Here is a 26669-nt window from a genome sequence, read left to right on the forward strand (position 1 = left end):
CGGTGGCAGAGTCCCGCAAGTATAACCGCAAACGGTTTTCGGATCGGCGACCGAACTCCCCGGAGATGACCAATCGAACGGAGTTGACGACCGTGGAGACCGTCCGCGACAATCGATCGTGGCTGTTCACGATCCGCAACCGTCACGGCGACCGGGACGAGGTCATCCTCGTTCCCTGCGACGACGGGGTCGAGGCGTGGATCAACCGCTGCACGCACGAAGCCCAGCGGCTCGACACCGGCCGCGGCGTGGCGATGCGCGACGGCGAGATCATCTGCCCGAAACACGGCTCGATGTTCGACTCCTGCAGCGGCTACTGCGACAACGGCGAGGCCGCCGACACGACGCTCCCGTCGATCGGGATCGAAATCGAAGACGGCACGGTCTACCTCGCCGACGACGAGGCGACCTTCCTCCACGAGGGCGGCGTCGACGCTGGCGAGGACGACGGGGACGACGGGCCGGCGTCGACGTCTCATCTCTCGTTCTGACGCCGCGAAGCGGACCGGTGACGATTCCGTCACCCGTCCTATTAGATATTTGTAATTACGGAGAAGGGTTTCGACCGATCGTGATCGTCGTTCACACCAGCATTCCGTTCGATCCCGACCGGTACGACGAGGCGATCGAATTCGTGAGAGATCTGGCGGACCAGTCGCGGCGAGAAGACGGAACCGTTCGGTACCGGGCGACGGTCGACTTCGAAGACGAGCACACGGTACGATTCTTCGAGCAGTACGAAGACGAAGCGGCGATGGTCGCGCACACGAAAACGGACTACTATCAACGGTTTAACGATCCACTTTCCGACCTGGTCGACGGACCGATGGAGACGATCGCCCTGATGGAAGACGACCTAGACGTATACACCTTCACTGCGGACGATCTCGACCGGGACTCGTCCTGAGACGCGACACCGCCGCGACGGCTGACGGATCGGTCGGGGGTTTTCAGGTAGCGTTTTCACCGTCCGGTATGAGGGTCTCGCATGGACCGAACGATCGTCTCCACCGGCACCGAGTGGGAAGCAACGGTCGGATACTCGCGAGCCGTCCGGACCGGGTCGCGGGTCGAGGTCTCCGGGACGACGGCGACCGACGAGAACGGCGACGTCGTGGGGGCGGACGACCCGTACGCACAGACCGTTCGCGCGCTCGAAATCGTCGACGACGCCCTCGACGAGGTCGGCGCGTCGATCGCGGACGTCGTCCGAACCCGAATCTACGTGACCGACATCGACGACTGGGAGGCGATCGGCGAGGCCCACGGCGAGGTCTTTGCAGACGTTCGGCCGGCGACGAGCATGGTCGAGGTGTCGCGGTTAATCGACCCCGAACACCTGGTCGAGATCGAGGCGGTCGCGATCGTCGACGACGAGTGATCCCGAGAGAGTTCGTACCCCCGCGGCGAGCGTCAGGGTTTCGGACCCGTCAGCCGCCCGCAGACAACCGTTATCCCCGCCGTCGACCACTTGTCTAGCGGCACACATCATGAGCATCGAGGACAACAAGGCGCTCGCGCGCCGCGTGCAGGAGGAGGTCTGGAACGAGGGCGACGTGGACGCGATCGACGACCTCTTCGCCGAGGGCTTCGTCCAGCACTCCCCGTGGAAGCCCTCGGAACTGCACGGGCGAGACGAGTTCAAGCAGCAGATCAGGGACTTTCACGCCGCCTTTCCTGATCTGCACGGGACGATCGACGACGTGATCGCCGAGGGGGACACGGTCGCGAACCGGTTCACCATGCGCGCGACTCATCAGGGCGAATTCATGGGCGTCGAACCGACCGGCGACGAGGTCGAACTGGTCGGGACGATCTTCGCCCGGGTCGAGGACGGCCGGATCGCGGAACGGTGGGTCGTCGACGACGTGCTCGGCTTCCTCGAGCAACTCGGAGCGGTCTCGGAGCGATACTGATCGATCGCGGTCTCGGGTACCGTTACCGCCCCGAACGATCCGTATATCCGGAAGAGACGACCGCTCGAGACCGTCGACGAAGACGCGCGAGGTGGACCCGGTCCGAGCAAACGTCAGCGCAGTCCGGTACGGTTCGTTCGAGACGGGTACCCCGTGTACGCGAATACTATATCGAACGACCACCGTGATGGACGTATGGTCGATCGATACGAACCCGTCGAGTCGCCCGACGAGACGACGGTCTTTCCGTACCACGATTTGACACCGACGACGACGGCCGACGTCTATCGCGCTCGGTCGCTCGTCGCGGCGCACCTGCCGAAGACGCCGCTGGTTCGCTGCGAGTGGTTGTCGGCGGAACTCGACGCCGACGTCTACCTCAAACGCGAGGATACGCTGCCGACCGGCGCGTTCAAGGTCCGCGGCGGGATCCACCTCGTCGCGACGCTCGAGCAGGAGTTTCGGGACCGGGGGCTCGTCGCCGCCAGCACGGGCAACCACGGTCAGTCGATCGCCTACGCCGGCCGGGAGTTCGACGTTCCGGTCGTGATCTGCGTCCCCGAGGACGCGAATCCGGGAAAAGTGCGCGCGATAGAACGGCTGGGTGCCCGCGTCGAACATCACGGTTCCGATTTCGACGAGGCGCGCGAGTACGCCGAACGGCTCGCTATCGAAGACGGGTACCGGTACGTTCACTCGGCCAACGAGCCGGCGCTGATCGCGGGCGTCGCCACCGCCGGACTGGAAGTCGTCGAGGAGCGTCCCGACGTGGACGTGTTCTTCTCGCCGATCGGCGGCGGCAGTAGCGCGGCGGGATACTGCCTGACGATCGGCGAACTCACCGACGCGGACGTGATCGGCGTGCAATCGGCGGCCGCACCCGCGATGCATCGCGCGTGGAAGGAGGGGACGCTCGAACCCCACGAGACGATGGAGACGATCGCGGAGGGGGTCGCAACCCGCGTGCCGTTCGCGCTGACCCTCGAGATACTGCGCGAACGGCTGGACGAGTTCGTCCTCGTCGAGGACGATGCGCTTCGAAACGCGGTCGGACGAATGCTCGAGGAAGAACACATCCTGACGGAAGCAGCGAGTGCAACCGGCGTCGCGGCCGCACTGGAACGCAGGGAGGAGCTCGCCGGAAAGACCGTCGCGTTCCCGGTTTCCGGCCGCAACCTCGCGATGGAGAAGCTTCGATCGATACTCGAGGAGTGAGAGAAGCCGCGCGCTACCGCCCGGTCCCGGGCGCCCCGTCGCGACGGACGGACTCGAAACCTTATAACGGCGTCTGCGACTACGACCGGCTATGCTCACGTTCATCGGGCTCGGCCTCTACGACGAGCGATCGATCACCGTCGAGGGCCGAGACGCGCTCCGCGGGGCCGATCGCGCCTACGCCGAGTGCTACACCAGCAGGCTGATCGGCGCGTCGATCGACGACTTGGAGGAGTACCACGACGTCTCGATCGAGGTTCGGGATCGAGCGGGCGTCGAACAGCACCCCGACGACGTTCTCACCGCGGCCGAGGACGAGGACGTCGCGTTCCTGACGGCGGGCGATACGATGATCTCGACGACCCACGTCGATCTCCGCTTGCGGGCGAACGATCGCGGGATCGAGACGCGGGTGATCCACGGCGTGACGGCGCAAACGGCCACCAGCGCGCTGACCGGCCTGCAGAACTACCGGTTCGGGAAGGCGACAACCCTCCCGTTTCCCTACGCCCACGGGGCCGACGGGCTGCCGGCCAGCGTGACGAACACGATCGATGACAACCGCGCCGACGGGCTTCACACGGTCGTCTACCTCGATATTAAAGCCGATCGAAAGGATCGCGAGGAGTACATGACCGCCGACGTCGGCGCCGACCTCCTGGCCGAGGAGTACCCGGACCTCGTCGGCGTCGTCGTCGCCCGCGCGGGCAGCCCCGACCCCCTCGTCGAAGCGGGGACGATGACCGACCTCGCCGATCGGGAGTTCGGCGATCCGCTGCACCTGCTCGTGATTCCGGGCGAGTGTCACCTGCTCGAAGCGGACGCGCTGGTCGAACTCGCTGGCGCCGATCGGGACGCGCTCGACGTGGCCTGAGGCGGGATCGTCCGCCCGAGTGCCGTCGCGTCACTCCAGTACGCTTTCGAGCCTGTCCATGAAGTCGCCGGGGACCTCGACGTGGGGCGTGTGTCCGACGTTTCCGAAGACGACCTCCTCGTACGCTCCGCCCCGATCGGCGTAGTCGTCGAAGACCGCGCGGGTCTGGTCAACCATCGGCTGGGGCGGGAAGACGTCCTCGCCGGGCCAATCGGGAACCGCACCCATCTTCCCGAGCGCCCCGAGGTCGAACATCGACTCGTTGGAGACGATCTGGTCCGAATCGCCGCGGAGCCACAGGATCGGCGGCTTCTCGTCGGAGTCGATATCCGCGATCGCCGAGAGGTCGCAGTACTTCGGCGAGATGGCGTTGTTCACGCCGGTTTTTCCCGGGGCGACGCCCGGCCAGTTCTCGCTCGACGTCGCCGATCCGGGGTAGTTCTCGTCGCCCGTCGCGGTGTCGAGCATCCCCGTCAGGTACGACTCCTCGCGCTCCGGATCGAACGCGTGCGAAGGGGCGACGTAGAACGTCCGGAGGATTCGTCGCGGCGATCCCTGTCCGTCACCCTCCCGATCGCGCGCCGCGAGCGCCGTCACGAACTCATCGCTGCTGGTGCCGCCGCCGGAGCCCGCGTAGTCGTCGAAACACGGCGTCCCCTCGACGTCTTTCGTCCCGCCGAAGCCGTACGGCGAGACCGGATTGACGAGCACGAGCGAGTCGACCGCCTCCGGGTGGTCGATCGCGTACCGCATCGCCGCGCCGCCGCCGTTCGACCACCCGACGAGGGTCACGGGATCGTCGACCTCGATCGCCGCGAGGAACGTACGGAGATCGGCGGCGAAGTCGCCGAGTCCGTTCGTCGCGTCGACGGGTTTCGTCTCGGAGTCGCCGTACCCACGCATATCCGGTGCGATGCCCCGGTGCGTTTCGGGGAGATCGACGAGCGTGTCCTCGAAGAACCGTGAGGAGGAGACGTTGCCGTGCAGGAAGACGACCGGCGGCCCGTCGTCGGTCCCGGCTTCCAGGTAGTGCGTTTCGAGCCGATCGGTCTCGACGAGCCGCGAGTCGACGCCGGCGCGGGTATCGTCCCGAGTCATGTGCGGGGCGTATCACGGCGACCGGGATAGCTGTCGTGGTGATTCTCGAAATCTCGATGATCGCTCGCGCGTGCGGTGCAACACGTCCCGAACGAGCGCACACTGGCGATCTGTTCGGCGGCCGGTGACGGTCGGTGCACACGACCCCACTAATTTCGAATGTTTCGATCACAAACAATCATATTCGAAAGTAATTCTTCACAGCGGTCGAAAGGAGGACGCGTATGCAACCGTTCGACGACTCCCCGATCGACAGGGACGGGAAATCGCTCATCCTCGCCCACGATCACGGGCTCGAACACGGCCCGTCGGCGTTCGACGGCGTCGAGGATCGGCTCGACCCCGAGACCGTCTTCGAGATGGCGACTCACGACGCCGTGACCGCGCTCGCGGTCCAGAAGGGCCTCGCGGAGACGTACTACCCCTCCTACGAGGACGACGTGTCGCTGCTCGCAAAGTGCAACGGAACGTCGAGCCTTTGGATGGGCGAACCGTACTCGCCCCAGACCTGGTCGGTCGAGAACGCGGTCACGGTCGGCGCGGACGCGATCGGCTACACCGTCTACCCCGGCACGAACCGCGAACCGGAGATGACCGAGGAGTTCCGAGCCGTCCAGGAGGACGCCCGAGAGCACGACCTGCCGGTCGCGATGTGGTCCTACCCGCGCGGGCAGGCGATCAAGGAACACCGCAGTCCCGAAGTCATCGCCTACGCCGCCCGGATCGGCCTCGAACTCGGCGCCGACCTCGTGAAGGTCAAGTACCCGCGCAGTCCGGCGGCGCTGGCCCGCGCCGTCGACGCCGCCGACGCGACCCGGGTGGTTCTGAGCGGCGGTTCGAAGACCAGCGACTACGAGTTCCTCTCGATGGTCGAGGCCGCGATGAACGCCGGCGCGGGCGGACTCGCCGTCGGCCGCAACGTCTGGCAGCGCGAGGATCCGACCCGAATCCTCGACGCGCTCGAAGCGGTCGTCTTCGAGGGCGAAACGGCCGATAGCGCGCTTCGATGACCGACCTAGATCCGATCGTCGACGCCGTCGCGACGGTCGCCGCCGACGTGCCCGAACGACTTCCGGAGCTGCGCGCCGAGCGATCGAATGCCGATCGGAACCCGTCCGGCGACGCGCAGTCGGCGGCCGATCGGTGGTTCGAAGACCGGTTCCGCGAGGCGCTCGCGCCGCTCGACGTCGTCGGCGAGTACGCGAGCGAGGAGCGCGCGGCCGTCCTCGACTGCGGCGAAGGGTACGGCGTCGCGATCGATCCGCTCGACGGCTCGTCGAATCTGGCGTCGAACGCGCCGATCGGGACCGTCCTCGGAATCTACGACGCGCCGCTGCCGGCCCGCGGGACCGACCTGGTCGGGAGCGCGATAATCGTCTTCGGGCCGTGGACGACGATGTTCGTCGCCGAGGGCGGCGCAGTGACGCGGTATCGACTCGACGACGGTGCCGCCGTCGATCCGCGTCCCGTCTCGATTCCGAACCTCGGCGCGAACGGATCCGAAGCCGGTATCTGCGGCTACTCCGGTCGGCGATCCGATCTCCCCGTCGACGTTCGCGGCTGTCTCGATCGGTTCCTCGACGAGCGAACGCTCCGATACACCGGCGCGGCCGTCGCCGACGTCCAGAACCTGCTGGTCGACGGCGGCGTCCTCTGTTACCCGCGAACGGACGCCTGCCCCGACGGCGTCCTACGGCTGCAGTACGAGGCGAATCCGATCGCACACCTCGTCGAAGCCGCGGGCGGGCGGGCGAGCGACGGGCGCGGCCGCCTGCTCGATCGATCGCCCGACGGCGTGCACGAACGCGTCCCCGTCTTCGTCGGCTCGAACCCGGACATCGAGCGCGTCGAGTCGGCGATCGGTTCGACCCGCGACGCGTAGTGCGACCGCCCGTTCGGCGGATCGGCTCGCGAATCGAGTCGAGTTTTCTGACGCGATCGTGGTACGGAGCGGACGCGCCGAAACGGATCGGCTGCGGAGAACCGAATTCCGTTGGAACCGGATCAGGAGAACAGTCGCTTGAGCCTGGCGAACAGGCCCTTCGATCGATCGCCGCCCCGACTCGAGGAGGCGGTCGTGCCGGTCGATTCGGCGGCAGCGGTGTCTGCGCCCGCGTCGGAATCGGCGTCCGCGCTCGCGACGTCGGCGTCGCCGCCGGCGTCCTCGATCGCCCGTTCGAGGAGCCCCTCGGCGTCGTTGACGGCGTCTTTCACGGTCCCCTCGACGATCGTCTTCCCGTCGAATCGGTCCGTGCTGATCGAGGTGTCGGTCGCGAGAATCACGGCGTCGGCCGCCGCGATCGCCTCGCTCGAGAGTTCGTTCTCCTGGCCCATCGCCCCCTGGACCTCGACGTCGATCTCGTGGCCGTTCGCCTCCGCGACTTGCTGGAGGTTCTCGGCGGCCATCTGGCTGTGTGCGATACCCGTCGGACAGGACGTGACTGCGACGAATTTCATGGTTCTCGGTTGTCGATGTGGTCGCGAACCGCGGACTTCGCGGTCGCGTCGGTTGCTCGGTCGGCGAGCGATTCCGCGTCGGCCGTCTCGATCCCAGTGACGGTCTCCTTCACCGCCGGGATCGTGACGGCGCTCATGCTGAGTTCGTCGAGCCCGAGCCCGACGAGCAGTTCGGTCAGTTCGGGATCGCCGGCCATCTCGCCGCACATCCCGACCCACGCGTCGCTGGCGTGGCCCGCGCTGACGGTGCGATCGATCGCCCGGAGGACGGCCGGTTCGGTCGGATCGTGCAAGTGCGCGACGCGATCGTTCTCGCGGGCGGCGGCCATCACGTACTGGGTGAGGTCGTTCGTCCCGATGCTGAGGAAGTCGACGCGCTCGGCGAGCGCCTCCGCGAGCAAGGCCGCGCTCGGCGTCTCGATCATGACGCCCAGTTCGGGCATCGCGCGGTCGATTCCCGCGTCGTCGAGTGCGTCGGCCACCGAGTCGACCGTCTCCAGCGCCGCCTCGAGTTCGGTCACCGTCGCGACCATCGGGAACATCACCGACAGCGTGCCGTCGCCGGCGGCAGCCGCCCTGAGTAGGGCCCTGAGCTGGGTTTCGAACAGGCCGGAATCGGGGCCGAGCGATCGGCGGATCCCCCGCTCGCCGAGGAACGGGTTCTCCTCCTCGGGCAGGTCGAGGTACGGGACCGGCTTGTCGCCGCCGACGTCGAGCGTCCGGACGACCACCCGGCCGTCCGGGAAGGCGTCCAGCGCCTCGACGTACGTCTCGACCTGTTCGTCCTCGTCCGGCGGCGCCTCCCGATCGAGGAAGAGGAACTCGGTCCGGAAGAGGCCGATCCCGTCTGCGCCCTGGCGAACCGCGCCCTCGAGTTCCGCGAGGGTGCCGACGTTGGCCGCGACCTCGATCGATCGGCCGTCGGCCGTGGCCACCGGCTCCGTGCGGATCTCGACGTCGCGACCCGCGCTGGCGCGCTCGCGCTGTTCAGAGGTCGGATCGACGATCACCGACCCCTCGATGCCGTCGACCAGCACGTCCGCGTCGGCGTCGATCGTCAGCAGGTCCTCGCCGACGCCGACCACCGCGGGAATGCCGAGCGATCGAGCGAAGATCGCCGCGTGGGAGGTTCGGCCGCCCTCGGCGGTGGCGAAGCCGGCCACCCGATCGGGGTCGAGCTGTGCGGTGTCGCTCGGCGTGAGCCGTTCCGCGAGCACCACCGACCCTTCGGGGAGCGCGCCGAGGTCGACGCGATCGACGTCGGTCAGCAGCCGCAACAGCCGATCGCGGACGTCCCGGAGGTCGTCGGCGCGCTCGGCCATCATACCGTCCATGGCGGCGAACTGCTCGATCGGTCCCTCGAACGCCCGGTGGACCGCGTGTTCGGCGGGCAGTCCGTCGTCGAGCGCGTCCGCGACGCCATCGGTGATCTGCGGATCGTCGAGGAACTGCCGGTGGGCGTCGAACACCGCGGCCTCCTCTTCGCCGACCCGTTCCGCCGTCTGCTCGCGCTCGCGATCGAGTTCGTCGCGTGCACGTTCGCGGGCGTCGTCGAACCGATCGCGCTCCGCCTCGGGATCGACGGCGTCCGATTCCGGCGGCTCGTCGAGATCGACGTCGACGCTGAGGTCGTACCACACCGCGGTCCCGACCCCCGCGAGGGGAGTGACGCCCGTGCCGTCGATCGTCCGGCTCGGTTGCTCGTCTGTGGACATGATCAGGTCTCGGATTCCGCTTCGGGCGTCGAAAGGACTCCTTCGAGCGCGTCGAGCGCCGCCTCGGCGTCGTCGCCCTCGGCGACGATGCGAACGTCGTCGCCGCTGGCGACGCCGAGGCTCGTGACCGCGAGCATGCTCGCGGCGTCGACCAGGTCGCCGTCGGCGGGGCCGACCTGCACGTCCGCGTCGTACCCGTTTGCGGTCTCGACGAACTTCGCGGCGGGTCGCGCGTGGAGCCCGTCCTCGGGGACCACGGTGACGACGCGCTCCATCAGCGGATCGCCTCCGCGAGGGTCTCCTCGATCGCCGCCTTCGACTTCGCCTCGTGGAGCCGCTCGCGGACGTCGTCGTGCATCAGGGATCGCGAGAGCGAGCTCAGGATCTGCAGGTGCTCCTCGCCGCCCTCGGCGGGGACGAGCAGCATGAACAGCAGCGTCGCCGGCTCGCCGTCCATAGCGTCGAAGTCGACGCCCTCCGACGAGCGGGCAAAGACGACCGTCGGCTTCGAGACGGCGTCGGTCTTCGCGTGCGGGATGCCGATCCCCTTGCCGACGCCCGTCGTCGTCTCTTCCTCGCGCGCGAGGAGGGCGTCGAGCGCGGCGTCGCGATCGGTGACCCGCCCGGCCTCGACGGCCCGATCGAGCAGGAACTCGATGCAGGCCTCTTTCTCCGCCGGCGGTTCCTCGAGAGAGATCAGTTCCGGCGTCAGTACCGTGTCAACAGTGGGTTCGTCCATCGACATTGATTGCTATATGTGTTCAGTAGTGGTGAGCTATTAGGCTAATCGCTGACCTGGGCCGTCTCGGCGTCGGCCGTCGCGACCCGTTCGTCGTAGTCGGGCTTGAGCAGCGTCACGACCGCTGCGGTGACGAGCGTCCCCAGCGCGAGACAAGCCACGAACAGCAGGAAGCTGTTCGAGAGGAGCGCGACGAAGATGCCGCCGTGCGGCGCCGGCATCGTGACGCCGAGCCAGAGCGACGTCGCCGCCGCTATCGCGCTCCCGATCATGATCGAGGGGATGACCCGCAGCGGATCGGCCGCGGCATAGGGGATCGCACCCTCCGTGATGAACGAGAGGCCGAGTGGCACGGCCGCCTTCGCGTTCTCGTACATCTCCTCGGAGTACTTGTGCGGCGCGATGAAGTTCGACAGCGCGAGGCCGAGCGGCGGGACCATCCCCGCGATCATGACCGCCGCCATCGGCTCCGTGATTCCCTCGCCGATCAACGCGAAGCCGAAAATATACGCCACCTTGTTGACGGGACCGCCCATGTCGAAGGCCATCATCGCCCCCAGAATGAACCCAAGCAGAACGGCGTTCGCCCCCTGCATCCCCTCGAGCGCCGAGGTGAGCGCGGAATCGACGATCGCGATCGGAACGCCGAGACCGACGATGACCAGGGGCGCGAGCAGCGCCGTCGTGAAGACCGGGATGACGAGTACCGGCATCATCGGCCTGATGAACGACGGCACGGACCAGCGTTTCATCCAGCGGGCGACGTACCCCGCGAGCAGGCCGGCGACGATCGCACCGAGGAAGCCGGCGACGGCACCGTTGGACTCGAAGCCCACGAGGAGGCCGGCCGCTTCGATGATCTGCTCTTGTTGAATCGCGTACGAGAGGATGAATCCCGGCGCGAGTCCGGGCTTGTCCGCGATCGCGTACGCGATGTACGCCCCCAGAATGGGAATCATGATCGTCAACCCGAGATCGCCGATCTGGGCGACGAACCAGGCGAGCGTCCCGGTGTCTTCGAACACGGTCTCGGTCGTCGTAGCCGCACCGGGCGTCCGAATGCCCAGGATCGTATCGGGAAGTTCCGCGATCAGGAACGCGAACGCGAGGAAGATCCCGCCGATCGTCACAAACGGAATCATGAACGACACGCCCGTCATCAGGTCCTCCTTCACCGACACGACGTGCGACCGAAGGTGGTGTTCTACATTTTCTTTCATCTGTGTCTACCTCTGCCAGCATCTATCACAGTAGAGCGCCAAAGTGTTTTCGAACATGTTTGTTTCAGATCGTTTGTGAATACTATATATCTGCGGGCCGAAATCCGGATCAGCGGCCCGAAACGGAGATCCGCTCCCGATCGTCGAGCACGTTCGTCAGCGAGGGCGCGCGCGTCCCCGAGACGGAGACGACGCGGGACGCGACCGCGATGCCGGAACGCAGCGCCGCCGCGTCGGACTCGCCCGCGGCGCGGGACGCGAGGACGCCTGCCAGGAGGGCGTCGCCCGCGCCGACGGTGTCGACCACCTCGACGTCGCGCGCAGGGGCGTGCAGCTCCTGCTCCGGCGTCGCCATCACCGCGCCGTCGCCCCCGAGCGACGCGACGACGCGATCGAATCCCGCCCGGCGAAGTTCCCGCGCGGCGACCGTCGCAGATCGCGGATCGTCGACCTCCCGGTCGGTCGCCGCCGCGAGTTCGTCGGCATTCGGCTTGCAGAGCGCGTAGTCGCCGTCGAGCGCCGACAAAGTTTCACCGTCGACGTCGACGACCGTCTCCCAGGAGCCAGCGTCGGCGAGCAAATCGATCATCTCGGTGCCGAGTCCGGTCGGCAGGCTCCCCGCGACGACGACCGTCTCCGGATCGTGCTCGCGGAGGACGTCCACGACCTCGTCGATCGCGAACGCCGGAACCCGCCGCCCGTTCTGGTTGATCTTGTACTCGCCTTCGCCGTCGAGGATCGTCGTGTTGAGCCGCGTTCCGCCGTCGATCTCGACGAAATCGGCGGCGATCCCCTGCCCGGAGAGCTGATCGAGGAGGTACCGGCCGAGGAAGCCGCCGGCGATGCCGGTCGCGACGGTCTCGACGCCGAGTTCGACCAGGTACTTCGAGACGTTGATCCCCTTCCCGCCCGCGTCGTACCGGTGCTCGGCCGTCCTGGCAACCTGGCCCGCCGCGAGCGGTTCCGAGAGTTCGACCGTGTAATCGACCGCCGGGTTGAGGGTCACGCTAGCGATCATCCGGCACCTCCACACCGACGGTCACGTCCGCCGCCGTGCACGCTTCGGCGAGATCGCCGGTCGGCTCCTCGTCGGTCGCGAGGACGTCGACGTCGTCCAGCGACGCGAACTCGACGAAGCTTCGCTCGCCGAACTTGGTGCGATCGGCCACGAGCACGACGCGCTCCGCGCGATCGACCATGAGCGACTTCACGCTCGCCTCGTCCTCGTTCGGCGTCGTCAGCGCGCCCGAGCCGTCGATCGCGTTCGTCCCCAGAAAGAGGAGATCGAAGTTCGTCCGCTCCATGAACGCCTCCGCGCTCGGTCCGACGAGCGCCCGCGTCCGGTGGCGGAGCGTCCCGCCGGTGAGTTTCACGTCCGTCGCCTCCTTGCCGAGTTCCAGCGCGATCAGCGGCGAGTTCGTCACCGGGATGAACGACGCGTCGGTCGGCGCCTGTCTCGCGACCTGCATCGTCGTCGTCCCGGAGTCGAAAAAGATCACCTGCCCGTCGTGGATCTCCGTCGCCGCCCGGGAGCCGATCGCGACTTTCGCGTCGAGGTTTTGGACTTCCTTCTGGACGTACGTCTGCTCGCGGCCGACGGCGGTCACCGGCACCGCGCCGCCGTGGGATCGTTCGATGAGTCGGTCCGCCTCCAAGTCGTCGAGATCTCGTCGGATCGTCGCCTTCGAGACGTCGAGTCCGTCGGCGAGTTCCTCGACCGAGCAGCCGTCCCGATCCGAGACGAGTTCGACGATCGTGCGTTTCCGCTGTTCGGGTAACATTGGCTTGGGAGTCTTCGTTACAGCGTGCGTTCTGCTCGCTTTTATTTGTTTACCCTGTTTGAACCGATCGTTTCTGATCGATAAAACAGAATAATTCTTATGGGCGTTCAGCGACGGAATCGACCCCATCGATCGACGCCGTGAGACGCCCTGCAGTCGGTTTTCCGGTCCGCTCAACGGCTGAAAACTCGTCGGCACCGTCGTCGGTTCCGTGATCGATCGGCGAACGCGACGTGCACGAACGCGCGCAAGTTGCGTTACACCCGATCGACGATCGCGTTCGTGACGTCCTCGGTCGAGGCGTCGCCGCCGAGGTCCGGCGTCCGCGGTCCCTCGACGAGCGTCGTCTCGACGGCCTCGGTGACCGCGGCGGCCTCGTCGTGGTGGCCGAGGTACTCGAGCAGCATCGCCGCGGAGATGATCGTCGCGGCCGGGTTCGCCACGCCCTCGCCGGCGATATCCGGCGCCGTGCCGTGGACCGGTTCGAACAGCGCCCGATCGGGGCCGACGTTCGCGCTGGGGAGCAGCCCGAGCCCGCCGACGAGACCGGCCGCGAGGTCCGAGAGAACGTCGCCGGCGAGGTTCGGACAGACGACGACGTCGAACTGGGTTGGGTCGAGACAGACCCGCGTCGCGAAGGCGTCCATCAGCACCTCGTCCGCCTTGACGCCGCGATCGTCGGCGACCTCGGCGACGGTGTCCCGGAAGAGACCGTCCGTCTCGCGCATCACGTTGGCCTTGTGGGCGATCGTGAATCCGTCGCGATCGCTATCCTCGACGTAGTCGCAGGCGAACTCGGCGAGCCGTCGCGAGGCCGACCGGGTCGTGAGCCGCGTCAGCGTTGCGACGTCCTCGGTCAGCCGATCCTCGAGACCGGCGTAGACGCCCTCGGTGTTCTCGCGGAGAAAGACCAGATCCGTCTCGGGTCGAACGGCGTCGATCCCCGGGTACGCCGTCGCGGGGCGGATGTTGACGAACGAATCCACAGCACTCCGGAGGGGAAGAATCACGTCGGCGGCCGTTTCGCCGGCCGCGCCGAACAGCGTCGCGTCCGCCGACGCGGCCAGCTCGTACGTTTCCTGCGGGAGCGCCTCGCCCGTTTCTTCCTTCACCGCGTCGCCCGCGTCGGCCTCGACGAACTCGAAGTCGATATCGAGCGCCTCGAGGACCGCGACCGCTGCCGGCGTCACTTCCCGTCCGATTCCGTCGCCCGGAATGACGGCGATCTCGTGCGTCATACGTTACCTCGATGCGGCGCCGAAAAGAGCGTATCGATACCGTCATCTATCGACTCCGGCGTGGCTGCCGTCATTCCGGCGTCACGGTCGCAATCCTCTCCAGCGAGTGCTCGGTCGCCGCCGCGGGGCGCGATCGGGGAACTGGTCAGGTCGCCGCGAGAATCTCGTCCAGCAACTCGAGTTCTCGACCCAGATCGGCGTCGTCGATCGCGTCCATCTCCGCGTCGAGGTACTCCCGGTAGGCGCCAAGCCGAGATTCGTACCGATCGGAGACCGAAAGCGGATCGGACTCCAGTTCCCACTCGCCGAGTCGATCGGCGGCGGGCGGCCGATCGATTCCCTCGCGCTCGTCGACGAGCGTCTCGTCGCGCTCGTAGACGGTCCAATTCGTCAGCAGGTCGGCGTACCGCGCGAGCAGAATCGCCTTTCGAACCGCACCGTTGCCGTACTCCTCGTTGCCGGACGGGATCGAGACGTCCTCGGTCGTCGACTCGCGATCGCCCGATCGGGTCTCCCAGCTCGCTTCGAGGGTCAGATTCCTTCCCTCGCTCGATTCCGCGTCGTCCGTTCGTTCGATCCGCACGAGGACAACGCCGCCTTTCGCCTCCCCGTCAGTCCGCTCCGACGGGAACAGCGTGTTCACGCGCATGAGTTCCCCGGTCGACGGCTCCGCGGCGTCCGATCCGTACACCCCCGCGATCTCGTACCCCTCCGCGTCGAGTTCCAGCGAGAGGCCGTACACCAGCGGCGTCACCATGTACTCGAACCCGTCATCCACGCGGCGCTCGAACTCCTCGGCCGAGTAGACGCTATAGTAGTTCGCGCCGCGGACGGCGGTGATCTGATCGATCAGATCGGCGTTGAAGTCGACGCCGACGCCGATCACCGTCGTGTGGTGGCCTCGGTCGGCGTTCGCCTCCAAACTTCCGCGCAGTTCGTCGGCGTCGGTCTCGCCCACGTTGATCTGGGCGTCGGTGATCAGGATCGATCGGTTCTCGTACTCGCCGCGATCGGCGCCGCCGTACTCGGCTATCACCTCCTCGCTGCGCTCCATCGCGGCCGAGACGTTGGTCCCGCCGGTGGCGCGAATATCGTCCTGAATGTGTCCCCGGATCGCGTCCATGTCGGTCTCTTCGACGGCGCGAAGGGGTTTCGCCAGGTGGGCCTCGTGGTTGAAGAGGACGACCCCGAGCCGATCGTCGGGCCGGAGGTGGCGGGTCAACGAGACGAGCGCGTCCTTCGCGACGTCGATCTTCGGTTGACTCGTGTCCCCCTCCGCTTCCCGTTCGTTCCCGTAGGCGTCGTAGTAGTAGTCGCTGAAACTCGCGCTCATCGATCCCGAAATATCGAGGACGATCACGAGGTTCAGCGGCGGACGCTCGAAGTCGGACTGCGAGAGACCGGAGTCCATCCCCACCGAGAGGTACCGCTCCGTCTCGCCCGAGAGTGGATCCGGCGAGACGGCGGGCGTGTAGGTCGGACAGAACAGCGACCCGCAGGAGCCATCGCCGGCGGTATCGAAGTAGTACTCGTGAAACAACCCCTCGGAGGCCATGCTCTCGGGGATCGGCAGGTACCCCTCGTAGACGTTGCGCCTGAACGTTCCCACGTCCGCGGCGCCGCCCGCGGCCAGGCCGATCGGTTCGCCGCCGGCACTGGCGGCGTCCGCTTCGAATGCGGCGTCGGTTCCGCCGAAGTGCCAGCCGCCGTCGTCCTCGTCGGGGGGCGAATACTGCCAGTCGTCGACGCCGTCCGATTCGTCGCTCCACGGGCTCCGATCCGCCAGCGTCGAACACCCCGCGATCGTGCTCCCGGTGCAGGCCCCACACAGCGCCAGAAATCGTCGCCGTTCCGAAGGCATACCCGATACGTCTCGACCCGGGCGATAATCCGTTACGCAAGCTGAAACGACGATTGTAGCTACGACGGGACCGACGAGCGCGGTACGATCGTCGAGAAGAAGGGAGTCCGAACGCGAAACCGTAACCGAGCGCGCGGCAGCTACTCGGCTTCGGGAATCGCCGCGTCCTCGACGTACGGCAGTTCCTCGGCCTTCCGCCGCACTTCGCCGGCGTTGGACTTCATCAGCGCCGTCGTGTCCCAGACGCCCTCGACGAGCGCCTTCCGCTGGGCGTCGTCGACGGTGACGTCGATCGTCTCGCCCCCGTAGGTGACGGTCTCGGCCTCGACGTCGACCTCTATCTCGCCGTCGGGATTCGCGTCGACCCACTCCTGCAGTTCCTGGACGGTCTCGCTGTCGGCGGTGACTGTCGGAATGCCGAGCGCGAGGCAGTTGCCGGCGAAGATCTCGGCGAAGCCTTCGCCGACGATCGCGTCGATTCCCCAGCGCATCAGCGCCTGCGGGGCGTGCTCGCGCGAAGAGCCGCAGCCGAAGTTGTTGTTGACGACCATGATCGAGGAGTTCCGGAACCGCTCCTCGTTCATCGGGTGCGCTTTGGGGTCGTCGTTCTCGTCGAAGCGCACGTCGAAGAACGCGAACTCGCCGAGGCCGTCGAAGGTGACGACCTTCATGAACCGCGCCGGGATGATCTGATCGGTGTCGATGTCGTTGCCCCGGATCGGGATGCCCGTGCCGGAAACGTAGTCGACTTCGGGGATCTCGACCCCATCAGCGTCCGTCATACGGCGGTCACCTCCTTCAGTTCGCGCACGTCAGTGACGTTCCCTTCGATCGCCGCCGCGGCGACCATCTGCGGGTTCATCAGGACGGTGCGGCCGTCCTTCGACCCCTGACGGCCGACGAAGTTCCGGTTCGACGACGACGCGGAGGCTTCGTCGCCTTCCAGTTGGTCCTCGTTCATGCCGAGACACATCGAACAGCCGGCGTTGCGCCAGTCGAAGCCGGCGGCCTCGAAGACGTCCTTCAGCCCCTCCTCCTCGGCGGTCCGCTGGACGCGCTGGCTGCCGGGGACGACCATCGCGCGGACGTCGTCGTGAACCTGCCGCCCCTCGACGATCGCCGCCGCGCGGCGCAGGTCGGGCAGGCGGGCGTTCGTACAGGACCCGAGGAAGGCCACGTCGATCTCGTAGCCCTCCATCGTGTCGCCCGGTTCGACGCGCATGTGTTCCTGGGCGCGTCGCGCGGTGTCCCGCTTGTCCTCGGGGAGCTCTTCCGGCGTCGGGATCGGATCGGAGATACCGACGCCCTGTCCCGGAGTCGTCCCCCAGGTGACGACCGGGTCGAGTGCGTTCGCGTCGATCGTCACGACGTCGTCGTACTCCGCGTCGTCCTCGCTGGCAATCGACTCCCAGTAGGGCTCGAGTTCGTCGAACTTGGAGGGGTTGTCCTGGAAGTAATCCGTCTCTTTCAGCCACTCGAAGGTGGTCTCGTCGGGGTTGACGTACCCCGCGCGGGCGCCGCCCTCGATCGACATGTTGCAGATCGACATCCGCCCCTCCATCCCGAGGTTCTCGATCGCCTCGCCGGCGTACTCGTAGACGTAGCCGACGCCGCCCTCGGTGCCGAGTCGGCGGATGATCTCCAGAATGACGTCCTTCGCCTCGACGCCCTCGCCGAGTTCGCCGTCGATCTGGATCTTGCGTACCTTCTGTTTCTCCATGGCGACGGTGCCCGTCGCGAGCACGTCCCGGATCTGGCTGGTGCCGATCCCGAACGCCAGCGCGCCGAACGCGCCGTGGGTCGAAGTGTGGCTGTCGCCGCAGACGATCGTCTTCCCCGGCTGCGTGAGGCCCTGCTCCGGGCCGACGACGTGGACGATCCCCTGGTCGCCGCTGGTGGGGTCCGAGAAGTCGATGCCCGCCTCGCGGACGTTCTCCTCGAGTTCGGCCATCATCTCCTCGGCCGCGTCGTCGCCGTAGGGTCGGGTCTGGTCCGCCGTCGGGACGATGTGGTCGACCGTCGCGTGGGTCAGGTCGGGATAGGCGACTTCGAGGTCGCGCTCGCGGAGCATCCCGAACGCCTGCGGGCTGGTCACCTCGTGGATGAGGTGGAGTCCGACGAACAGCTGATCCTGTCCCGTCGGCAGCGTCGTCACCTTGTGGCGATCCCACACCTTGTCGTACAGCGTTCCCTCGCTCATTCTGCGTCCTCTACGGGGCGTTTGCGGCCGCGCTCGAAGACGCGGTTGGCGTCGTCCGCGCCCTTCGGCGGCGTGTGGTCGACGTCTCGCATGGAGTCGTTCGATTCCGGGTCTGTGCGTCCGTCGGGGTCCGTCGCAGCCGGCTGGCCCACCGGCTCACCAGCGTCGGAGCCACGCTCCGACGAGGATCGCGAAGCGTTGCTTCGCTCACCGCCGTCGGTGACGACGGTCGGGCCGCGGCTGAACAGGCGGCCGGCCGTTTCCCCGGTGTAGGGGTTCGTGTGGCTGACGCCGGCCATCGTGTCCGTGGTGTCGGTCTCGTTCTCGCTCATTGGTGAATCTGCAGTCGTCGATCAGTCGTCCGCCGGCACTTCGGCGGCGTCCGTTTCGTCCTCCTCGCCGTCGTCGGCCCAGGCGAACAGCTCGCGCAGTCGGCCGCCGACATCCTCGATCTCGTGTTCCTGCTCGGCCTGTCGGAGCTGGGTGTAGCTCGGGCGGCCGGCCTGGTTCTCGAGGATCCACTCGCGGGCGAACTCGCCGTTCTGGACCTCCTCGAGGACCTCCTCCATGTTCTCGCGAACCGTCTCGTCGACGATCCGATCGCCGCGGGTGAGACCGCCGTACTCGGCGGTGTCGGAGACGGAGTTCCACATCTCCATGTTCCCGCCTTCGTACATCAGATCGACGATGAGTTTGAGCTCGTTCAGGCACTCGAAGTAGGCGATCTCGGGCGAGTAGCCGGCGTCGACGAGCGTCTCGTAGCCGTGCTTGACGAGCGCGGTGACGCCGCCACAGAGGACGGCCTGCTCGCCGAAGAGGTCGGACTCGACTTCCTCCTGGAACGTCGTCTCGATGACGCCCGCTCGGGTACAGCCGATCCCCTTCGCGTACGAGAGCGCGCGTTCCTGAGCGTCGCCGGTCGTGTCCTGGTAGATCGCTAACAGACCGGGCGTCCCCTCGTCGTTCTCGAAGTTGCGACGGACGAGGTGGCCCGGGCTCTTCGGCGCGACCATCGTCACGTCGACGCCCTCCGGCGGCTGGATCTGGTTGTAGTGGATATTCAGCCCGTGGGCGAACTGGAGCGTGTCGCCGGGTTCGAGGTTGGGCCGGATCGCGTTCTCGTAGACGTCCGCCTGGACCGTGTCGGGGACCAGCACGGAGACGTAGGTCGCCTTCGAGACGGCCTCGGCCGGCGTCGTGACGGTGAGTCCGTCGGCTTCCGCGGCCGATCGCGACGAGGAGTTCTCGCGCAGGCCGACGACCACGTCAACCCCGCTCTCGTGAAGGTTGAGCGCGTGGGCGTGGCCCTGGCTGCCGTAGCCGAGGACGGCTACGGTGTCGTCGTCGAGCGTCGATACGTCCGCGTCGTCGTCGTAGTAGATGTCGGTGGTGAATTCGTCAGTCATCGTCTGCTGTGTATTGGTCTTGTTGGGTGGGTTGGTCGGTTGCCGATTCCGTCGCGCTCACCGGCGCCGCAGTCTCCGCGGTGCCGCGGGCGAGTGCCGTCGTTCCGGTCCGAGAGATCTCGCGGATTCCGAACTGGCCGAACGTCTCGATCGCGGCCTCGATCTTCTGGCGGGCGCCCGTGATCTCGAAGGTCGCCGTCTCCGGGCTGGAGTCGACAGTCGTGGCGTCGTACATGTCCGCGACCGCGGCTACCTGGTCCGGTCGCTCGGCGTCGACCTTCACGAGCGCCAGCTCTCGGCGCATCGCGTCGGGCGCGAGCTCGCGCACCGAGATGACCGGCACCAGCTTGCGCAGTTGCTTCTTGACCTGGTCGATGCCGGGGTCGGGTTCCTCGACCACCAGCGTGATCCGAGCGCGGTCCTCGTCGTCGGTCGGGCCGACGGTGAGGCTCTCGATGTTGAACTGCCGCCTCGAGAACAGGCCCGAGACTTCGGCGAGTACGCCGGGTTCGTGTTGGACCAGCGTCGAGATGACGGTGCGCCGCGGCAGGTGCGTCGCCTCGACTTCGGGGTCGATGCGAATGCCCTGGTCGTTGCGCCGCCCCTCGGGGGTCGGCCGCTCCTCCGGAGCCGGTCCGTCGAGTCCCCGCCTCATGTGGAACACCTCCCGTTGGTGTTTCGCGTGCAGTTGGCCGGTGTTCGTCCGACGGTCATAGCTGCTCCTCCGTCAGTGCGAACTGGCCGTTGTCGCCGCCGCTCGGAACCATCGGGTAGACGTTCGCCTCGGGATCGATATGGACGTCGATCACCGAGGGGCCGTCGTAGGCCAGCGCGGCCTCGATCGTCTCGGCGACCTCGTCGTAGTCGTCGATCCGGAACCCTCTCGCGCCGAAGGCTTCGGCGAGTTTGTCGAACTCGGGACACCAGTGGTACTCCGAGGCAGAGTGGCGGCCCTCGAAGAAGGCGTCCTGCCACTGTCGAACCATCCCGATGTACTCGTTGTTGAGCACGGCGACCGTGATGTCCAGGTTCTCGCGGACGGCCACGGACAGCTCCTGTAAGGTCATCAGGAACGAGCCGTCGCCGTCGATGCAGACGACCTCCTGGTCGTCGTCGGCCGCGAGACGGGCGCCGATCGCCGCCGGGAGGCCGTAGCCCATCGTGCCGAGCCCGTGGCTGGAGACCCACGTCCGGGGTTCGGTGTAGGTCCAGTACTGGCAGGCCCACATCTGGTGCTGGCCGACGCCCGTGGTGACGATCGCGCGATCGCTCGTCGCCTCGTCCAAGGCCTCGACGACGAACTCCGGTTGCACGGGTTCGTCCTCGGGGGCCTCGTAGGCCATCGAGTAGTCGGACTTCCACTGCTGGCACTGGGCGCGCCACTTCGCCACCTTGGGCGAGGCGTCGATCGCCTCGCACAGCTGTTCGACGACGGTCGCGGCGTCGCCGACCAGCGGGTAGTCCGCCCTGATGTTCTTCGAGATCTCGGCGGGATCGATGTCGACGTGGATGAGCTCCGCGTCGGGTGCGAAGGTCTCGATGCCGCCGGTCAGGCGATCGTCGAACCGAGTGCCGATACCGATCAGCGCGTCGCAGTGGGTGATCGCCATGTTGGCGTACCCGGTGCCGTGCATGCCGGCCATCTCGAGCGAGAGTTCGTGATCCTCGGGGAACGCCCCGATGCCGGGCATCGTGGTGATGACCGGGATCTCGTGTTCGATCGCGAACTCCCGGCAGACGTCGCTGGCCTCGCCCTTGATGACGCCGCCGCCGAGCAGCATCACGGGCTTCGCCGCGTTCTCGATGCGCTCTGCGGCCGCCGCGACGATCTCCTCGTCGGCCCGCTCTTGGACCTCGTACGTGTCGGGCACGCGGGGGTCGTCGGGCTCGCGATCGGTCTCGGACTTGGTGACGTCCTTCGGGAGGTCGACCAGCGTCGGGCCGGGCCGGCCGTCGCGGGCGAGGGCGAACGCCTCGCTGACGTCGGTGCCGACGCGATCCGGGTCGCTCGAGAAGGTGTTCTCCTTCGTGATCGGCGTCGTGACGCCGGTCGTGTCGGTCTCCTGAAAGGCGTCGTTGCCGACGAACGCCGTCGGGACCTGGCCGGTCAGCGCGACCATCGGATCCGAGTCCATGTCGGCGTCGGCGATGCCGGTGACGAGGTTCGTCGCGCCCGGTCCCGACGTGGCCAGACAGATGCCCGGCTCGCCCGAGACGATGCCGTAGGCGTCGGCCGCGTGGGCCGCGCCCTGTTCGTGGGCCATCGTTACGTGGTAGATGTCCGAGTCGTACAGCGCGTCGTAGACGGGCATGATCGCGCCGCCCTGGACGCCGAACGCGTACTCGACGCCCGCGTTCTCGAGCGCGCGGACGACGGCCTCGGCGCCCGTCGTGACCGGCTCGGGCGTCGTCTCGGACTCCTCCGTGGCGTCGGGCGCCGCGCCGTCGGCGATCTGGGCGTCCGCGTCCGGCTGTTCGTCGTCCTGTTCCTCCGCTGGCGTAACGGATGCTGCGCGTTCGCTCATCGAGTACCTCCCGCCGTCGATCGGCGAGTCGTGGGTCTGGGTGTACGGTACGGTGTCATCTGGTGGATTGCTGATCGCTGTGGAAACGGTGCGGGCTCGGATCGAGGGCGAGTGTAGTGAGGGGCGGTTACGCCCCTACAATACGAATAAGAGCGAGCGCGCTGCTGTCGACCGTGCGAGCCGACACTGACGCGCGGAACCTCATTATCGACCACATACGTGACTCGACGGTCATAACTGTTGCGAGTCGATCGCGTCCGCGTCGATCGAGCCGTTCGCGATAGCCGGTGCTCGCGGACGGTGGCAAACGAGGGGGACATCCCTCAGACGCGCACCTCCTCTTGCTCCTGTTGACGGTCGACGTCGGCTTCTTCGGCGAAGCGCTCCAGATCGTCGACCGTGACCCGACGTTTCTCCGCACCGTAGTCCTTGACGCGACGGGTGACTGCGCGCACCTGTTCGCCGCTGGGCTCGAAGCCCAGTTCGTGCAGGCGCTCGCGTACCGAGTGCGTCCCGGTGTGTTTCCCCATGACCAGGCGGCGCTTCGCGCCGACCATCTCGGGAGTCATCACGCCGGGCTCGAACGTGTCCGAGTTCTCGATGACGCCGGCGGCGTGGATGCCGCTCTCGTGGGAGAAGGCGTTGTCGCCGACGACCGGCTTGTTGCCGGGCGTCTCGATCGTGCTCTTCTCCTCGACGATCTCGGAGAGCTCCATGATGCGCGTCGTGTCGATCCCCGTCTCGCACTGGTAGAGCGACTCGACGGACATCACGAACTCCTCGTAGGCGGCGTTGCCGGCGCGCTCGCCGATCGAGTTGACCGACACTTGAGCCTGGTCGGCGCCGGCCTCGATGCCGGCCAGCGCGTTCGCGGTCGCCAGCCCGAAGTCGTCGTGGGTGTGGACGTCGATCCGCGCGTCGGTGCGGGCCGAGATCTTCTCGATCATGGCCCGGAACCGGGTCGGCGTGGCGACGCCGCAGGTGTCCGGAATGTTGATCCAGTCGGTTCCCGCGTCGGTGACCGCCTCGATCACGTCCATCAGGAACGCCTCGTCGGTTCGCGTCGCGTCCATCGGCGAGAACATGCAGATCGCGCCCGCCGCTTTGATGCGTTCGACCGACTCGACCGCGCGCTGTACTACTTCGTCCCGGGTCGCGTGCATCGAATCCTCGATCTGGACGTCGCTGGTGCTGACGAACGTGTGCACCATCTCGACGCCGGAAGAAAGCGCCGCTTCGATGTCCTTGTCGACGACGCGGGCTAGCCCGCAGGTGGTCGTCGACGTCGAAGACGCGATATCACGAACGGCCTCGAACTCGGCGTCGGAGTTGACGGGGAATCCGGCCTCGATGACGTGGGTTCCCATCTCGTCTAAGATCGACGCGATCTGCCGTTTGTCGTCGTACGAGAACGAAGTTCCGGGCGACTGTTCACCATCCCGGAGGGTGGTATCGAAGACACGTGCTGACTCAATTTCGTCAGTGGAATCTAACGTGCCCTGGAAGAACTCGACCCCCCTGACTGGTATCAGAGGACGGGTTGCCTTGTGAAGACATTGTATCAGAACCCGACGGGCGACGTGCTATATAAACCTACCGCTGTTTCGAGAATCGAATGCCGCGTTACCGCGGTGCACGGTTTCGAGGACGGCGGAAAACCGCACGACATCGACGGCCTAATATCGAATCCAATGACCTATTACGATATTGATCTCGTCGTTCCGATCGCGCGATCGAGCCGATTGAAATCGGTTCGACGGGCGGAATTTCGCCGGCCGATCGCTCGCGCGCGCTCGCCACTGGACGTTCGGGCACCGAATCGGGGAACCGACGGTCTGGCGTTCGGAATCGTCGACGTACTCGCAAAATTGTGACCGATCGTCCACTCGATGTCGGAGCGGGCGGCTTCACTGGCGGCAGCGGTCGGAATCGTCCGATAGCCGGCCGGTTCGGTCGTCGCCCCCTGTGGCGTCGGCTAGTCGATCGCTTCCCGGCGCGACTCGTACTCGGTGAGGTAGCGGTCCTCGCAGGACGGACAGCAGAAGGTCTTGATCTCGCCGTCTACGGTCGCCGTCACGCCGTCCCCGGTGACCGTCTGGCCGCAGACGACGCACTCGAGGGAGAAGTCCGTCGCCGAGATGCCGACCCGCCGATCGGTCCGCGTGAGCAGGGTGACGTCGTAGCCGCGCAGCGCGTCGAGGTCGACGCCCGACTCGAGCCACGATCGCGTGTTCGCGTCGGGTAGCGTCGCGTGGACGAGGACCCGCCCGTCCATCCCCTCGAAGACGTGTTCGACGCCGTCGAGTTCGAGCGCAGCGGTGTAGACGTCGTCGACGGCACCGGGTTTCGCCTCCAGTTCCGCGACGATCGCCACGTCGCGCTGGAGCTTCTCCCGGTCGATGTCGAGCGTAAAGCCGCGGATGATCCCCTGCTCTTCGAGGCGGGCGATCCGGTCGGAAACGGCCGGCGGCGTCAGGTCCACGTGGTCCGCGATCTCCCGGTACGGGCGGCGAGCGTCCTGGCTGAGCAACTGGAGGATCTCGAGATCGATATCGTCGAGGTCGCGCATATTCTCACATTCGCTCCCGATTGCAATTAATGTACGCCGTTCGGCGCTCGATTCCGCTCCGTCTCCGACGACCGCGTCGACGACGATCGGTGTCGTCGACCCGGTGGTACTGGGTTCGGTATGCGCGTGTCAGAACTTTACGCCCCCTCGTGGTAGGAACGCGAGGAATGACGTCAGACGAAGTCACCGACCTGTTGACGAAAGCGTACATCGACGAGCTCGAGACCGTCATGAACTATCTCACGAACGCGATCGTGCTGGACGGCGTCCACGCCGAGGAGGTCAAAGAGAGCCTCGACGCCGACGTTCAGGAGGAACTGGAGCACGCGCGGATGCTGGGCAACCGGCTGAAGCAACTCGATCAGTCGCCGCCCGGTTCGGAGTCGTTCGAGGCGCGCCAGTCGAGTCTCCAGCCCCCCGAAGACACGACGGACGTCCAGTCGGTCATCGAGGGCGTGATCGAGGCCGAAAACGACGCGATCGAGACCTACCGCGCGCTCCACGAAGCCGCTTCGGAGGCGAACGATCCCGTCACCGAGGACGTGGCGGTCACGATCCTCGCCGACGAGGAAGCCCACCACACCGAGTTCCGCGGATTCCAGAAGGAGTTCCCGCAGGATTGATGGCTCGCTGGCGACGCGTCGGAATCGGGCGCGTTCCCGATTTCTCTCGAGTCCGCCACTCGATCCGGGTACCGCACGCCGCAGCCGCTCCGGAGATGGACGGAGTCACCGATCGCTCGTGCGCCGTCGGAGGCGACTCCTGCGATAGACGTACCACAGCGGAACGACGACGCCGACGCCGACGAGCGGAAAGAGCGCGGTCAGGAGGGGAAGACCCGTTCCTACCGAACGGTCGGGATCCGACTGCGTGGCCGGACGCAGTTCCAGAATAGAGGCGAACGTTTTTCTCGCCCCGGTTCGACCCACCCCGTATGAGCGATTTCGACCTCGACCTTCGGGCCGTCGAGGAGCACATCGACGACGAACTCGAACTAGAGGGCGAACTCGTCCTCGGCATTCTCGACGGGACGACGACGCCCGAGGAGTGGCTCGAAGCGATATCCAGCGGCAACGTCCTCGTCCTCCGCGTCGACGGCGACGTCAACGACCTGGCCTCCGGCTTCGCCCGCGACGTCAAGGAGTCGGGCGGCAATCTCGTCCACTTCCGGGGCTTCCTGATCGTGACGCCGCCCGGCGTGGGCGTCAACACCGATCGGCTCTGAGCGCTGCGAACGGAGCGGCGACCGCGGCGAACCTCGTCGCCCCGAGCGCTCACTCCGAAACCGTGAGTTCGCCGTAGTCGAACTCCTCGCCCATCTTCGAGAGGGTCTCGAGTTCGTCCTGTTCCTCCCGGAGCGTCTCCTCCAGCGTGTCGGCGGCGTCGTCCATCCCGATCTGGTCGGCCATCGGGATGAGGTTGCCGTAGGTCGCGATCTCGTAGTGTTCGGCCTTCTGGCCGGCCGCGATGTTGAACCGATCGATGGCCTCCGGGCTAGGGTCCATGCTCATGAACTCCTCGTGGGCCTCGATCATCCCCTCGATGACGGGGTCTTCCTCCGCCTCGGCGCTCGCGTCGAGCTGTTCGAACACCTGCTCGATGCGATCGACGTGGTGTCGGGTTTCCTCGCGGTGTTCGGCGAAGCCGCCCTTGAGTTCCTCGTTCGACGAGGTTCGTTCGAGTTCGTCGAGGGCGTCGACGAGTCGCTGTTCGGTGTAGTACGCGTGCTTCAGACCGGACACGAAGAGGTCTTCGGTTGAATCAATGCTCATGGGTGATCCAGGTGATGGAACGCCGCTGCGGTCGAAAAGCGGCGGGCCTGCACCTGAGAGCAGTTCGGGCGAGCGCCGCCGGA

Annotated in this window: 29 protein-coding genes; 10 read left to right on the forward strand and 19 right to left on the reverse strand. The window is 66.7% G+C overall.

Going from position 1 to position 26669, the window contains the following annotated elements; genetic code table 11:
* The first annotated feature begins 65 nt into the window (after positions 1 to 65).
* From MUH00_RS02355 to dph5, 6 genes are all read left to right on the forward strand, one after another.
* Positions 66 to 491 (forward strand): Rieske (2Fe-2S) protein, encoded by a 426-nt coding sequence (locus tag MUH00_RS02355; RefSeq protein ID WP_247002169.1) that lies wholly within the window; start codon positions 66 to 68, stop codon positions 489 to 491.
* A gap of 80 nt (positions 492 to 571) precedes the next feature.
* Positions 572 to 907, forward strand: coding sequence for a putative quinol monooxygenase (locus MUH00_RS02360; protein WP_247002170.1), 336 nt, complete (start codon positions 572 to 574; stop codon positions 905 to 907).
* A gap of 81 nt (positions 908 to 988) precedes the next feature.
* A complete protein-coding gene (locus MUH00_RS02365; protein ID WP_247002171.1) occupies positions 989 to 1381 on the forward strand; it encodes a RidA family protein in 393 nt (130 codons plus the stop codon).
* 109 nt (positions 1382 to 1490) lie between these two features.
* The gene (locus tag MUH00_RS02370) at positions 1491 to 1916 is read left to right on the forward strand and encodes an ester cyclase (protein WP_247002172.1); all 426 of its coding nucleotides are present in this window, start codon (positions 1491 to 1493) and stop codon (positions 1914 to 1916) included.
* Between the two features lie 195 nt (positions 1917 to 2111).
* Positions 2112 to 3131 (forward strand): threonine ammonia-lyase, encoded by a 1020-nt coding sequence (locus MUH00_RS02375; RefSeq protein ID WP_247002173.1) that lies wholly within the window; start codon positions 2112 to 2114, stop codon positions 3129 to 3131.
* Between the two features lie 91 nt (positions 3132 to 3222).
* Entirely contained in the window at positions 3223 to 4005 is a 783-nt protein-coding gene (gene dph5, locus MUH00_RS02380; RefSeq protein ID WP_247002174.1) for a diphthine synthase, read from the forward strand.
* Positions 4006 to 4035: 30 nt separating this feature from the next.
* On the opposite strand, the gene MUH00_RS02385 is transcribed toward dph5, so the two are convergent.
* Positions 4036 to 5103, reverse strand: coding sequence for an alpha/beta hydrolase (locus MUH00_RS02385; RefSeq protein WP_247002175.1), 1068 nt, complete (start codon positions 5101 to 5103; stop codon positions 4036 to 4038).
* A 224-nt stretch (positions 5104 to 5327) separates the two neighbouring features.
* Between MUH00_RS02385 and MUH00_RS02390 the strand changes: the two genes are divergently transcribed.
* On the forward strand, positions 5328 to 6113 hold the full coding sequence (locus MUH00_RS02390; protein ID WP_247002176.1) for a class I fructose-bisphosphate aldolase: 786 nt from the start codon (positions 5328 to 5330) through the stop codon (positions 6111 to 6113).
* On the forward strand, positions 6110 to 6985 hold the full coding sequence (locus MUH00_RS02395) for a class 1 fructose-bisphosphatase (protein ID WP_247002177.1): 876 nt from the start codon (positions 6110 to 6112) through the stop codon (positions 6983 to 6985). Before MUH00_RS02390 ends, MUH00_RS02395 begins: the two co-directional genes overlap by 4 nt.
* 122 nt (positions 6986 to 7107) lie before the next feature.
* On the opposite strand, the gene MUH00_RS02400 is transcribed toward MUH00_RS02395, so the two are convergent.
* The 17 genes from MUH00_RS02400 to MUH00_RS02480 form a co-directional block, all read right to left on the reverse strand.
* On the reverse strand, positions 7108 to 7560 hold the full coding sequence (locus tag MUH00_RS02400) for a PTS fructose transporter subunit IIB (RefSeq protein WP_247002178.1): 453 nt from the start codon (positions 7558 to 7560) through the stop codon (positions 7108 to 7110).
* Positions 7557 to 9275 carry a phosphoenolpyruvate--protein phosphotransferase gene (ptsP, locus tag MUH00_RS02405; RefSeq protein WP_247002179.1) on the reverse strand — a complete coding sequence of 573 codons (1719 nt, stop codon included), beginning with the start codon at positions 9273 to 9275 and terminating at the stop codon, positions 7557 to 7559. Before ptsP ends, MUH00_RS02400 begins: the two co-directional genes overlap by 4 nt.
* Positions 9276 to 9277: 2 nt before the next feature.
* Positions 9278 to 9550: a phosphocarrier protein HPr gene (ptsH1, locus tag MUH00_RS02410; protein WP_247002180.1), complete on the reverse strand. Its 273-nt coding sequence runs from the start codon at positions 9548 to 9550 to the stop codon at positions 9278 to 9280.
* A complete protein-coding gene (locus tag MUH00_RS02415; RefSeq protein WP_247002181.1) occupies positions 9550 to 10014 on the reverse strand; it encodes a PTS sugar transporter subunit IIA in 465 nt (154 codons plus the stop codon). The genes ptsH1 and MUH00_RS02415 overlap by 1 nt, the downstream gene beginning before the upstream one ends.
* A gap of 44 nt (positions 10015 to 10058) precedes the next feature.
* A complete protein-coding gene (locus tag MUH00_RS02420; protein WP_247002182.1) occupies positions 10059 to 11234 on the reverse strand; it encodes a PTS fructose transporter subunit IIC in 1176 nt (391 codons plus the stop codon).
* A gap of 109 nt (positions 11235 to 11343) precedes the next feature.
* Entirely contained in the window at positions 11344 to 12252 is a 909-nt protein-coding gene (gene pfkB / locus MUH00_RS02425; protein WP_247002183.1) for a 1-phosphofructokinase, read from the reverse strand.
* Positions 12242 to 13015, reverse strand: coding sequence for an HTH-type transcriptional regulator GlpR (glpR, locus tag MUH00_RS02430; RefSeq protein WP_247002184.1), 774 nt, complete (start codon positions 13013 to 13015; stop codon positions 12242 to 12244). Before glpR ends, pfkB begins: the two co-directional genes overlap by 11 nt.
* Before the next feature lie 257 nt (positions 13016 to 13272).
* Positions 13273 to 14253, reverse strand: a complete 981-nt coding sequence (locus MUH00_RS02435; RefSeq protein WP_247002185.1) for an isocitrate/isopropylmalate dehydrogenase family protein — start codon at positions 14251 to 14253, stop codon at positions 13273 to 13275.
* A 145-nt stretch (positions 14254 to 14398) separates the two neighbouring features.
* Positions 14399 to 16114: a vWA domain-containing protein gene (locus MUH00_RS02440; RefSeq protein WP_247002186.1), complete on the reverse strand. Its 1716-nt coding sequence runs from the start codon at positions 16112 to 16114 to the stop codon at positions 14399 to 14401.
* Positions 16115 to 16254: 140 nt separating this feature from the next.
* The gene (gene leuD / locus MUH00_RS02445; protein WP_247002187.1) at positions 16255 to 16896 is read right to left on the reverse strand and encodes a 3-isopropylmalate dehydratase small subunit; all 642 of its coding nucleotides are present in this window, start codon (positions 16894 to 16896) and stop codon (positions 16255 to 16257) included.
* Positions 16893 to 18314: a 3-isopropylmalate dehydratase large subunit gene (leuC, locus tag MUH00_RS02450; RefSeq protein ID WP_247002188.1), complete on the reverse strand. Its 1422-nt coding sequence runs from the start codon at positions 18312 to 18314 to the stop codon at positions 16893 to 16895. Before leuC ends, leuD begins: the two co-directional genes overlap by 4 nt.
* Positions 18311 to 18646, reverse strand: coding sequence for a DUF7989 family protein (locus MUH00_RS02455; RefSeq protein WP_247002189.1), 336 nt, complete (start codon positions 18644 to 18646; stop codon positions 18311 to 18313). Before MUH00_RS02455 ends, leuC begins: the two co-directional genes overlap by 4 nt.
* 21 nt (positions 18647 to 18667) lie before the next feature.
* Positions 18668 to 19720, reverse strand: coding sequence for a ketol-acid reductoisomerase (ilvC, locus tag MUH00_RS02460; RefSeq protein ID WP_247002190.1), 1053 nt, complete (start codon positions 19718 to 19720; stop codon positions 18668 to 18670).
* Positions 19713 to 20375, reverse strand: coding sequence for an acetolactate synthase small subunit (gene ilvN, locus MUH00_RS02465; RefSeq protein WP_247002191.1), 663 nt, complete (start codon positions 20373 to 20375; stop codon positions 19713 to 19715). The genes ilvC and ilvN overlap by 8 nt, the downstream gene beginning before the upstream one ends.
* A gap of 55 nt (positions 20376 to 20430) precedes the next feature.
* Positions 20431 to 22245, reverse strand: coding sequence for a biosynthetic-type acetolactate synthase large subunit (gene ilvB, locus MUH00_RS02470; protein ID WP_247002192.1), 1815 nt, complete (start codon positions 22243 to 22245; stop codon positions 20431 to 20433).
* A gap of 323 nt (positions 22246 to 22568) precedes the next feature.
* Positions 22569 to 23810, reverse strand: coding sequence for a LeuA family protein (locus tag MUH00_RS02475; protein ID WP_425603060.1), 1242 nt, complete (start codon positions 23808 to 23810; stop codon positions 22569 to 22571).
* A 410-nt stretch (positions 23811 to 24220) separates the two neighbouring features.
* Positions 24221 to 24814 (reverse strand): winged helix-turn-helix transcriptional regulator, encoded by a 594-nt coding sequence (locus tag MUH00_RS02480; protein WP_247002193.1) that lies wholly within the window; start codon positions 24812 to 24814, stop codon positions 24221 to 24223.
* A gap of 167 nt (positions 24815 to 24981) precedes the next feature.
* Here MUH00_RS02480 and MUH00_RS02485 point away from each other — a divergent pair, with 167 nt between their 5' ends.
* Positions 24982 to 25437, forward strand: a complete 456-nt coding sequence (locus MUH00_RS02485) for a ferritin-like domain-containing protein (protein ID WP_247002194.1) — start codon at positions 24982 to 24984, stop codon at positions 25435 to 25437.
* Between the two features lie 311 nt (positions 25438 to 25748).
* Positions 25749 to 26039, forward strand: a complete 291-nt coding sequence (locus MUH00_RS02490; protein WP_247002195.1) for a DUF5779 family protein — start codon at positions 25749 to 25751, stop codon at positions 26037 to 26039.
* Positions 26040 to 26088: 49 nt separating this feature from the next.
* Here MUH00_RS02490 and MUH00_RS02495 read toward each other — a convergent pair whose 3' ends face one another.
* Complete coding sequence (locus MUH00_RS02495) at positions 26089 to 26586, reverse strand: YciE/YciF ferroxidase family protein (protein WP_247002196.1); 498 nt, start codon at positions 26584 to 26586, stop codon at positions 26089 to 26091.
* Positions 26587 to 26669 lie beyond the last annotated feature (83 nt).

The organism is Halosolutus gelatinilyticus, from assembly GCF_023028105.1.
Lineage (GTDB): Archaea > Halobacteriota > Halobacteria > Halobacteriales > Natrialbaceae > Halosolutus > Halosolutus gelatinilyticus.

Excerpts from the sequence above, each read along its gene's own strand:
- MUH00_RS02435 (WP_247002185.1), bottom strand. The coding sequence starts at position 14,253 with ATGACGCACGAGATCGCCGTCATTCCGGGCGACGGAATCGGACGGGAA.
- MUH00_RS02420 (WP_247002182.1), bottom strand. The coding sequence starts at position 11,234 with ATGAAAGAAAATGTAGAACACCACCTTCGGTCGCACGTCGTGTCGGTG.
- MUH00_RS02400 (WP_247002178.1), bottom strand. The coding sequence starts at position 7,560 with ATGAAATTCGTCGCAGTCACGTCCTGTCCGACGGGTATCGCACACAGC.
- MUH00_RS02415 (WP_247002181.1), bottom strand. The coding sequence starts at position 10,014 with ATGGACGAACCCACTGTTGACACGGTACTGACGCCGGAACTGATCTCT.
- ptsH1 (WP_247002180.1), bottom strand. The coding sequence starts at position 9,550 with ATGGAGCGCGTCGTCACCGTGGTCCCCGAGGACGGGCTCCACGCGCGA.
- MUH00_RS02375 (WP_247002173.1), top strand. The coding sequence starts at position 2,112 with ATGGTCGATCGATACGAACCCGTCGAGTCGCCCGACGAGACGACGGTC.
- leuC (WP_247002188.1), bottom strand. The coding sequence starts at position 18,314 with ATGAGCGAGGGAACGCTGTACGACAAGGTGTGGGATCGCCACAAGGTG.
- MUH00_RS02365 (WP_247002171.1), top strand. The coding sequence starts at position 989 with ATGGACCGAACGATCGTCTCCACCGGCACCGAGTGGGAAGCAACGGTC.
- MUH00_RS02355 (WP_247002169.1), top strand. The coding sequence starts at position 66 with ATGACCAATCGAACGGAGTTGACGACCGTGGAGACCGTCCGCGACAAT.
- ilvC (WP_247002190.1), bottom strand. The coding sequence starts at position 19,720 with ATGACTGACGAATTCACCACCGACATCTACTACGACGACGACGCGGAC.
- dph5 (WP_247002174.1), top strand. The coding sequence starts at position 3,223 with ATGCTCACGTTCATCGGGCTCGGCCTCTACGACGAGCGATCGATCACC.
- ilvN (WP_247002191.1), bottom strand. The coding sequence starts at position 20,375 with ATGAGGCGGGGACTCGACGGACCGGCTCCGGAGGAGCGGCCGACCCCC.
- leuD (WP_247002187.1), bottom strand. The coding sequence starts at position 16,896 with ATGACGGACGCTGATGGGGTCGAGATCCCCGAAGTCGACTACGTTTCC.
- MUH00_RS02490 (WP_247002195.1), top strand. The coding sequence starts at position 25,749 with ATGAGCGATTTCGACCTCGACCTTCGGGCCGTCGAGGAGCACATCGAC.
- glpR (WP_247002184.1), bottom strand. The coding sequence starts at position 13,015 with ATGTTACCCGAACAGCGGAAACGCACGATCGTCGAACTCGTCTCGGAT.
- MUH00_RS02395 (WP_247002177.1), top strand. The coding sequence starts at position 6,110 with ATGACCGACCTAGATCCGATCGTCGACGCCGTCGCGACGGTCGCCGCC.
- MUH00_RS02370 (WP_247002172.1), top strand. The coding sequence starts at position 1,491 with ATGAGCATCGAGGACAACAAGGCGCTCGCGCGCCGCGTGCAGGAGGAG.
- pfkB (WP_247002183.1), bottom strand. The coding sequence starts at position 12,252 with ATGATCGCTAGCGTGACCCTCAACCCGGCGGTCGATTACACGGTCGAA.
- MUH00_RS02440 (WP_247002186.1), bottom strand. The coding sequence starts at position 16,114 with ATGCCTTCGGAACGGCGACGATTTCTGGCGCTGTGTGGGGCCTGCACC.
- MUH00_RS02385 (WP_247002175.1), bottom strand. The coding sequence starts at position 5,103 with ATGACTCGGGACGATACCCGCGCCGGCGTCGACTCGCGGCTCGTCGAG.
- ptsP (WP_247002179.1), bottom strand. The coding sequence starts at position 9,275 with ATGTCCACAGACGAGCAACCGAGCCGGACGATCGACGGCACGGGCGTC.
- ilvB (WP_247002192.1), bottom strand. The coding sequence starts at position 22,245 with ATGAGCGAACGCGCAGCATCCGTTACGCCAGCGGAGGAACAGGACGAC.
- MUH00_RS02485 (WP_247002194.1), top strand. The coding sequence starts at position 24,982 with ATGACGTCAGACGAAGTCACCGACCTGTTGACGAAAGCGTACATCGAC.
- MUH00_RS02480 (WP_247002193.1), bottom strand. The coding sequence starts at position 24,814 with ATGCGCGACCTCGACGATATCGATCTCGAGATCCTCCAGTTGCTCAGC.
- MUH00_RS02390 (WP_247002176.1), top strand. The coding sequence starts at position 5,328 with ATGCAACCGTTCGACGACTCCCCGATCGACAGGGACGGGAAATCGCTC.
- MUH00_RS02455 (WP_247002189.1), bottom strand. The coding sequence starts at position 18,646 with ATGAGCGAGAACGAGACCGACACCACGGACACGATGGCCGGCGTCAGC.
- MUH00_RS02495 (WP_247002196.1), bottom strand. The coding sequence starts at position 26,586 with ATGAGCATTGATTCAACCGAAGACCTCTTCGTGTCCGGTCTGAAGCAC.